5 protein-coding genes are annotated in these 6,023 nt (G+C 71.5%); 4 read left to right on the plus strand and 1 reads right to left on the minus strand.

What is annotated here, in order from left to right:
* Positions 1 to 14 precede the first annotated feature (14 nt).
* Both AAW13_RS32990 and AAW13_RS32995 read left to right on the plus strand, forming a co-directional pair.
* Positions 15 to 1,013 (plus strand): Gfo/Idh/MocA family protein, encoded by a 999-nt coding sequence (locus AAW13_RS32990; RefSeq protein WP_206306308.1) that lies wholly within the window; start codon positions 15 to 17, stop codon positions 1,011 to 1,013.
* 191 nt (positions 1,014 to 1,204) lie between these two features.
* Positions 1,205 to 1,963 carry an SDR family oxidoreductase gene (locus tag AAW13_RS32995; RefSeq protein WP_046733612.1) on the plus strand — a complete coding sequence of 253 codons (759 nt, stop codon included), beginning with the start codon at positions 1,205 to 1,207 and terminating at the stop codon, positions 1,961 to 1,963.
* Between the two features lie 239 nt (positions 1,964 to 2,202).
* Here AAW13_RS32995 and AAW13_RS33000 read toward each other — a convergent pair whose 3' ends face one another.
* A complete protein-coding gene (locus tag AAW13_RS33000; protein WP_079179056.1) occupies positions 2,203 to 3,441 on the minus strand; it encodes a D-alanyl-D-alanine carboxypeptidase family protein in 1,239 nt (412 codons plus the stop codon).
* Positions 3,442 to 3,641: 200 nt separating this feature from the next.
* On the opposite strand from AAW13_RS33000, the gene AAW13_RS33005 reads away from it, so the two are divergent.
* Together AAW13_RS33005 and AAW13_RS33010 are read left to right on the plus strand one after the other, a co-directional pair.
* Complete coding sequence (locus tag AAW13_RS33005; RefSeq protein ID WP_046733678.1) at positions 3,642 to 5,114, plus strand: ABC transporter permease; 1,473 nt, start codon at positions 3,642 to 3,644, stop codon at positions 5,112 to 5,114.
* A 100-nt stretch (positions 5,115 to 5,214) separates the two neighbouring features.
* A complete protein-coding gene (locus AAW13_RS33010) occupies positions 5,215 to 6,003 on the plus strand; it encodes an ABC transporter ATP-binding protein (protein WP_240528799.1) in 789 nt (262 codons plus the stop codon).
* The last annotated feature ends 20 nt before the right edge of the window (positions 6,004 to 6,023 follow it).

The following is a 6,023-nucleotide window of genomic DNA, read 5'->3' on the forward strand; positions in this document are numbered from 1 at the left end:
GTGGGGCTGCCGGGATGGCGGAGCAGAGCGTGCGGTGGGGGATCCTGGCGACCGGCGGCATCGCGGCCGCGTTCGCGGCGGACCTGGTGGATCTGCCGGACGCGGAGATCGTCGCGGTGGCCTCGCGGTCGGCCGGGGCGGCGGAGGGGTTCGCGGAGCGGTTCGGCATCGGGCGGGCGTACGGCGACTGGGAGTCGCTGGCCCGTGACGAGGACGTCGACGTCGTGTACGTCGCCACGCCGCACTCGGCGCATCGGGCGGCCGCCGGGCTGTGCCTGGAGGCGGGCCGGAACGTGCTGTGCGAGAAGGCGTTCACGGTCAACGGGCGGGAGGCCGAGGAACTCGTCGCGCTGGCGAAGGAGCACGACCGCTTCCTGATGGAGGCGATGTGGACGTACTGCAACCCGCTGGTGCGACGGCTGACGGCGCTGGTCGGGGACGGGGCGATCGGCGAGGTGCGGACCGTGCAGGCGGACTTCGGCCTGGAGGGCCCGTTCCCGCCGGCGCACCGGCTGCGGGACCCGGCGCTCGGCGGGGGCGCGCTGCTCGACCTGGGCGTGTACCCGGTGTCGTTCGCGCACCTGCTGCTCGGTGAGCCGGACGGGATGTCCGCCCGCGCGGTGCTCTCCGAGGAGGGCGTCGACCTCCAGACGGGGGCGCTGCTCTCCTGGGAGAGCGGTGCCCTCGCCATGCTGCACTGCTCCATAGCCGGCGGCACCGGCACCACCGCCTCGGTCACCGGCTCGCACGGCCGGATCGACATCCCGGACGGCTTCTTCAACCCGGAGCGGTTCGTGCTGCACCGCGACGGCCGCGACCCGGAGGAGTTCGCCATGGACCCGGCCGACGGTCCGCGCACCACCCTGCGCCACGAGGCCCGCGAGGTCATGCGCGCCCTCAGGGCCGGCGAGAAGGAGTCCCCGCTCGTCCCCCTCTCCGGCACCCTGGCGGTCATGCGCACCCTGGACGCCCTCCGCGAACAGATCGGAGTGCGCTACCCCGGCGAGGCATAGAAGCGCCCCGGAGCGAAAGCGCCCCGTCGGGGGCGCTGGGGGTACCCCCGGCCGAAGGCTGGGGAGAGGAACCGCGCGACAAACCGCGACGCCGCCGCACCGGCCCACCGGCCCACCGGCCCACCGGCCCACCGGCCCACCGACACGAGCAACGTCGGCTCTCCCCTGCGGAGCGCCTACGCTGCGACCCCATGGATGCCAACCAATCGAAGATCGCGGTCGTCACCGGTGCCGGTTCCGGGATCGGGCGGGCCGTCGCCGTGGAGCTGCTGCGGGCCGGCTGGTCGGTGGCGCTGGCCGGCCGCCGCCCCACCACGCTGGAGGCGACCGCCGCACTGGTCCCGGAGGGCGCCTCCGTCGCCGTACGCACGGATGTGGCGAGGCCGGAGGACGTCGACGAGTTGTTCGCGGCGGCCGTGGAGCGGTTCGGGCGGGTGGACCTGCTGTTCAACAACGCGGGGACGTTCGGGCCCGGCGGGGTGCCCGTCGAGGACCTCCCCTACGAGGCCTGGCGGCACGTCGTGGACACCAACCTCAACGGGGCTTTCCTCTGCGCCCAGGCGGCGTTCCGGCAGATGAAGGAGCAGGAGCCGCAGGGCGGCCGGATCATCAACAACGGGTCGATCTCGGCGCACACCCCCCGCCCGCGTTCCGTCGCCTACACCGCGACCAAGCACGCGCTGACCGGGCTCACCAGGTCGCTGTCCCTGGACGGGCGGCCGTACGGGATCGCGGTCGGGCAGATCGACATCGGCAACGCGGCCACCGACATGACGGCCCGGATGGAGACCGGCGCGCTCCAGGCGAACGGGGAGGTCGCCCCGGAACCGGTGATGGACGTGGCCGACGTGGCACGCACCGTGCGGCACATGGCCGAGCTGCCCCTGGCGGCGAACGTGCAGTTCGCGACGGTACTGGCGACGGCGATGCCGTACGTGGGGCGGGGCTGAACCGCCGTTCAGTCAGAGCCCGCGCAACCTACACAAACGGAATCCGAACCTCCGCGGTATCGCGGCCGGTAACAGGCCTATGCTCGACTCTCCTCCACCAGAACTTCACACTTGGAGCTCTGGTATTCCGCTGACCATACCGAGGGGGGAGGCGGCAGCCGTTCCACCGTACCGGGAGGGGGTGGACCCGCGTGGGAACGCGGGTACGCACCGGTGGGTGGGGCGGCTGCCGCGAGACGTCAGCTCCCCTGCGCGTCACCCGTTCCGGGCCCGGCGTCCGTGACGGACCCGGCGTCCGTGGCGGGCCCCGCGTCCGAGGCGGGCCCGGCGGCGGCCGTCGTGCGGCGGCGCCGGCGCAGCGCCCACGCCCCCGCGCCCAGCAGCGCGAGCGTCCCGGCCCCGCCCTCCGCGAGCCGCCACGGCGAGGGCCCGGACGCACCCGAACCGGCCGCCCCCGTCCCGGCCGCCCCCGCGGCCCCCTTGCCGTCCGGGGCGGACGGGCTCGCGCTCGCCCCGCCCTCGCTCAGCGGGTCGACCAGCGCCCCCACCGACCGCGCCGCGCTTCCCTTCCCGAAGCCCCAGTCGAGCAGGGCCGCGGTCTCCTCGTACACGGCGTTGGTGCCGGGGGCCGGATGCATGACGGTGACCAGCAGGGTGCGGCCGTTCCGGGTGGCACCGCCGGTGAAGGTGTTGCCGGCGTGACTGGTGTAGCCGTTCTTGACGCCGAACAGCCCCTTGTAGACGTCGAGACCCCAGGCGCCGGTGAGCAGGCGGTCGGTGTTCTGGATCTGGAAGGTCTTCTTGCCGCCCGCCGGGAAGTCCGCGGTCCGGGTTCCGCAGTAGCCGCGGAAGTCGTCGTCCTTCAGTCCGTGCCGGGCGAAGAGCGTCAGGTCGTACGCGGAGGAGAGCTGCCCCTTGTGGTCGAAGCCGTCGGGGCTGACCACATGGGTGTCGAGGGCCTGGAGGTCGACCGCCTTGGCCTGCATCTCGGCGACGGTCTTCACGAGTCCGCCGTTCATGTGGGAGAGGACGTGCACGGCGTCGTTGCCGGAGCGCAGGAAGACGCCCTGCCACAGCTGCTCGACGGTGTAGGTGATGCCGGGTTTGATGCCGACCAGGCTGGAGCCGGACGGGACGTCGGCGACGTCGGAGTCCTTGACCTTGTAGCGTCCGCTGCGCTCGAACTTCTTCAGCACGGTGTCCGCGAACAGCATCTTCAGGGTGGACGCGGGCGGCAGGCGCCGGTGCGCGTTGTACGAGGCGAGCACCTCTCCGCTGTCGCAGTCGGCCAGCAGCCAGGCCTGAGCGGTGATCTTCCTGGGGAGACCGGTGGCACCGCTCACCTGTATGCCGCCGCGGGCCAGCCGCGCGCCGCCTATCGCGGTGGTCGCGGCGGCGGGGCTCGCCGAGAGGACGGGCAGGGCGGCGGCCGTCAGCCCGAGGGCGGCACGCCGGGTCAGCCGAGAGGAATCGCGCATCCCGGGACCGTACACCGCATCGAACAGCGGCTTCCTGGGAGGACCCCTCGGCTGAGTTAGGAATTTGCTGTCTTATGAAAGTTTGATAAGACTGCCCGCTTTCTCAGCTCTGACACATCCTTTACTCAGTGCGACTCAAAGGTTTCTCCCTAGCTTGAGCCAGCGCCCACAGCGGGCGCCAAGAACCTGCGAGGAACGGGATGTTTGGCATCTATCTCAAGCGCGAGCTGGGCCGCAGAAAGAAGGCGGCCCTGGTCATCGCACTGGGTCTGGCGCTCGGAATCGCGCTGGTCATCACGGTCAGCTCGGTCTCGGCCGGTATGTCCAAGGCGCAGGACAAGGTCCTCCAGTCGCTGTACGGCCTCGGCACCGACATGACGGTGACCAAGGCGCAGTCGGCGCCCACCTCGGGCGGCTCCGGCGGCCCGAGCTTCAAGTTCGGCGCCAAGTCGAGCAGCAGCACCAAGCAGAGCTCGGACCGGGTGATGACTCAGGGCGGTCAGGCCCTGAAGTCCACCCTGGTCACCAAGGTCGCCGGCCAGAAGGGCGTGGAGAGCGCGGTCGGAGCGCTCTCCCTCAACGTCACCAAGGTCGACGGCTCCTTCACCCAGGGCAAGGCCAAGTCCACCACCGGCAGCAGCAACAACAGCGGTGGCCAGGGGCAGCCGGGCGGCGGCAGCGGCGGCTCGGGCGGCGGCCAGCCGCAGGTCCAGGGCGGCGGCGCCAACTTCAACGTCAACAGCTACTCGGTGGTCGGCGTCGACGTGGCCCACCAGGGTCTCGGCCCGCTGGCCTCGATGAAGATCACCTCGGGCAAGACCTTCACCTCCTCACAGACCGGCACCAAGGTCGCGGTGGTCAGCAAGTCGTACGCCAAGGAGAAGAAGTACAAGGTCGGCTCGACCTTCAAGATCTCCGGCACCAAGTTCACGGTCATCGGCATCGCCACCCCGGACAGCAGCGAGTCCTCCACCGACCTGTTCATCCCGCTGAAGCTGGCGCAGACGCTGGGCGACGCGAAGAACGAGGTCACCACGATCTACGTGAAGGCGACCGACTCCAAGCAGATCTCCACCGTGAAGAAGGAGATCCAGTCGAACATCTCCGGTACGACGGTCACCACCTCCGCCGACCTGGCGTCCACCGTCTCCGGTTCCCTCTCCACCGCCTCCAGCCTCGCGACCAGCGTCGGCAAGTGGCTCTCCATCGCGGTCCTCGCGGCGGCCTTCCTGGTCGCGGCCCTGCTGACCTCCTCCGCGGTCTCCCGCCGGGTGCGTGAGTTCGGCACCCTGAAGGCCCTCGGCTGGCCGAGCCGCAAGGTGACCCGCCAGGTGGTCGGCGAGTCCATGGTGAACGGCCTGATCGGCGGCGCCCTCGGCATCGCGATCGGCGTCGGCGCGGCCTACGCGGTCACCGCGATCAGCCCCAAGCTCACCGCCCAGATGGGCTCCACCGGCGGCGGTGGCGGCATGGGCGGCGGTCCGGGCGGCGGCGGCCCCGGCCAGCAGTCCACCCAGAACACCCTGGAGATCGCGCTGACCGCCCCCGTCTCCCTCACCACCATCGCCCTCGCCGTCGGCCTCGCGGTCACCGGCGGTCTGATCGCCGGCGCGATGGGCGGCTGGCGCGCCTCCCGGATGCGCCCGGCCGACGCCCTGCGCAGCGTCTCGTAGCACCGGAGCACCCCCGAGCCGGGGCGCCGCCTCCGTTCCCCCCGGGACGCGGCGCCCCACCCCCTTACCACCTGCGGCCTTACCACCCTGTGGAGAACCCATGTACAGACTCACCGGTGTCACCAAGCGCTACACGCGGGGCAAGGAGACGGTCGAGGCGCTGCGCGGCATCGACCTGACCATCGAGGACGGCGACCAGCTCGTCATCCAGGGCCCCACCGGCGGCGGCAAGTCGACGCTGCTCCAGATGATCGGCGGCCTCGACCGCCCGACCGAGGGCAGTGTCGAACTGGACGGCGAGGACCTCTCCCGGATCAGCGAGACCAAGCTGACCCGGCTGCGCGCCGAGAAGATCGGCATCATCTTCCAGTCGTTCAACCTCATCCCGACGCTGACGGCCCAGGAGAACGTGGAGACGGCCCTCGTACCGCTCGGCGTCAAGCCGGCCGAGCGCCGTGAGCGGGCCGCGGAGGCGCTGCGTTCGGTGGGCCTCGGCGAGCGGCTGGGGCACGCCCCCTCCGAGCTGTCCGGCGGCCAGCAGCAGCGGGTGGCGATCGCCCGCGCGCTGGTGAAGAAACCGAAGGTGCTGCTCGCCGACGAACCGACCGGCAACCTCGACGAGGGCACCCGCGACGACATCATGGCCCTCCTGGAAGGCCTGTGGCACGAGTACGGGCTGACCTTCATCATGGTCACCCACGACTCCTCCATCGCCCGTCGCGCCCCGCGCCTGGCCACCATCAAGGCCGGCCAGATCACCCTCACCGAGCAGGGCGGCGGACAGCGGTACGCGCAGCAGGCGGCCGGGAACGGTCAGCCGCAGCAGGCGGCGGCCCACGGCGGGCAGCCGTACGTACAGCAGCAGTACGGGGGCGGTCAGGGCTACTGACCGTCAGCCGTGAGCGGCCC

This window comes from Streptomyces humi, from assembly GCF_001005085.2.
GTDB lineage: Bacteria > Actinomycetota > Actinomycetes > Streptomycetales > Streptomycetaceae > Streptomyces > Streptomyces humi.

Bases quoted from the DNA above. Each gene is read 5' to 3' on its own strand.
- AAW13_RS32990 (WP_206306308.1), top strand. From the start codon at position 15: ATGGCGGAGCAGAGCGTGCGGTGGGGGATCCTGGCGACCGGCGGCATC.
- AAW13_RS33000 (WP_079179056.1), bottom strand. From the start codon at position 3,441: ATGCGCGATTCCTCTCGGCTGACCCGGCGTGCCGCCCTCGGGCTGACG.
- AAW13_RS33005 (WP_046733678.1), top strand. From the start codon at position 3,642: ATGTTTGGCATCTATCTCAAGCGCGAGCTGGGCCGCAGAAAGAAGGCG.
- AAW13_RS33010 (WP_240528799.1), top strand. From the start codon at position 5,215: ATGTACAGACTCACCGGTGTCACCAAGCGCTACACGCGGGGCAAGGAG.
- AAW13_RS32995 (WP_046733612.1), top strand. From the start codon at position 1,205: ATGGATGCCAACCAATCGAAGATCGCGGTCGTCACCGGTGCCGGTTCC.